This is a genomic window from Pseudomonas sp. 50_B, assembly GCF_017491625.1.
GTDB classification, from domain to species: domain Bacteria; phylum Pseudomonadota; class Gammaproteobacteria; order Pseudomonadales; family Pseudomonadaceae; genus Aquipseudomonas; species Aquipseudomonas danubii.
Genome location: NZ_JAFGYX010000218.1, coordinates 1 through 241 on the forward strand (window position 1 = coordinate 1; position 241 = coordinate 241).

Below are 241 nucleotides of genomic sequence, written 5' to 3' on the forward strand. Positions count from 1 at the left end.
CGGTGTTCGGCCAGGGCAATACCCCGGTGGCCATCGGTTGTGCGTCATTGCTGCTGTGGGCCGTGCACTTTTTGGTGCTGCGTGGGATCAAGGAGGCGGCGTTCATCAACCAATTGACCACGGTGGCCAAAGTAGTGCCGCTGCTGCTGTTCGTGCTGATTGCCCTGTTCGCCTTCAAGCTGGACATCTTCACCGCTGATATCTGGGGCGTGAAGAACCCGGACTTGGGCAGCGTGATGAA

At 58.9% G+C, this 241-nt stretch carries 1 protein-coding gene; it reads left to right on the forward strand.

From position 1 onward, the window contains the following. Window positions 1-241, forward strand: a 241-nt coding sequence (locus J5M73_RS31700; RefSeq protein ID WP_207817060.1) for an amino acid permease, incomplete at both ends; no start/stop codon positions are given.